The organism is Collinsella sp. HCP3S3_E5 (genome assembly GCF_052067635.1).
Lineage (GTDB): Bacteria > Actinomycetota > Coriobacteriia > Coriobacteriales > Coriobacteriaceae > Collinsella.
Genome location: NZ_JBQHQF010000055.1, coordinates 1 through 989, shown reverse-complemented (window position 1 = coordinate 989; position 989 = coordinate 1). Strand labels below are relative to the sequence as shown.

Genomic DNA, 989 nt, shown 5'->3' with positions numbered 1-989 from the left:
CTTAGAGGTCCTCGCGCCAGAAGGGCATGCTCATGCAGCGCGGGCCGCCACGGCCGCGGGAGAGCTCGGCGGAGGGCACGACGAGAAGGTCCAGGCCCTCCTTGTACAGCACGTCGTTGGTGACGGTGTTGCGGGCGTAGACGCAGATCTTGCCGGGCTCGACGCACAGGGTGTTGGAGCCGTCGTTCCACTGCTCGCGGGAGGCCGCGATCGGGTCGCCGCCGCCGCAGGGGATCAGCTTGACCTGGTCGACGCCGGTGGCGTCCTCCAGGACGTGCTCGAGGGTGTCCTCGATCAGGCGGATGTTCACGTCGCCCGGGTTCTTGCCGGCGGTCAGCTCGTAGACGCGCAGGGTGCCCATGATGGCGGGGTGGATCGTGAACTTATCGACGTCGATCTGGGTGAAGACCGTGTCGAGGTGCATGAAGGCGCGCGAGACCGGGATGTCGAAGGCCAGGATGCGCTCGACCTTGGAGTCGGAGTTCCAGAAGATGTTCTGGGCCATGACGTCGATAGCGGCGGCCTGGGTGCGCTGGGAGATGCCGACGGCGAGGGTCTTCTCGTTGATGTTCAGCACGTCGCCGCCCTCGGTGTGGAACTGGCAGTCGCGGCGGAAGTACAGGGAGACGTCCTTGTAGTCGGGGTGGTACTTGAAGACGTACTTGCCGTACAGGGTCTCGCGGTTGCGGGTGACCGAGTACATGCGGTTGAGGTTGACGCCCTCGCCGACGACCGCGAACGGGTCGCGGGTGAAGTAGAGGTTGGGCATCGGGTCGATGATCAGGTCGGACTCGGACTCGGAGTTGACCAGGGAGTCGAGGGTCGTGGAGGCCGTGAGGGGCATCTCGATCTCGGCCTTGGTCATGCCGGCCATGGTCTTCTTGACGAACTCGAGGTTGTCCTCGATGGAGTCCAGCTTCTCGCGGACGATCTGCGGCATGTGCTTCCCGCGGATGCCGGCCTCGGCGATGTACTGGTCGGTGAACTCG

The 989-nt window shown here is 65.0% G+C and carries 1 protein-coding gene; it reads right to left on the bottom strand.

The window, feature by feature from the left end; translation table 11 throughout:
• Nucleotide 1: 1 nt before the first annotated feature.
• Nucleotides 2-989 (bottom strand): arginine deiminase (locus ACTM82_RS08950; RefSeq protein ID WP_441055873.1); only part of this gene is annotated, 988 nt, incomplete at its 5' end.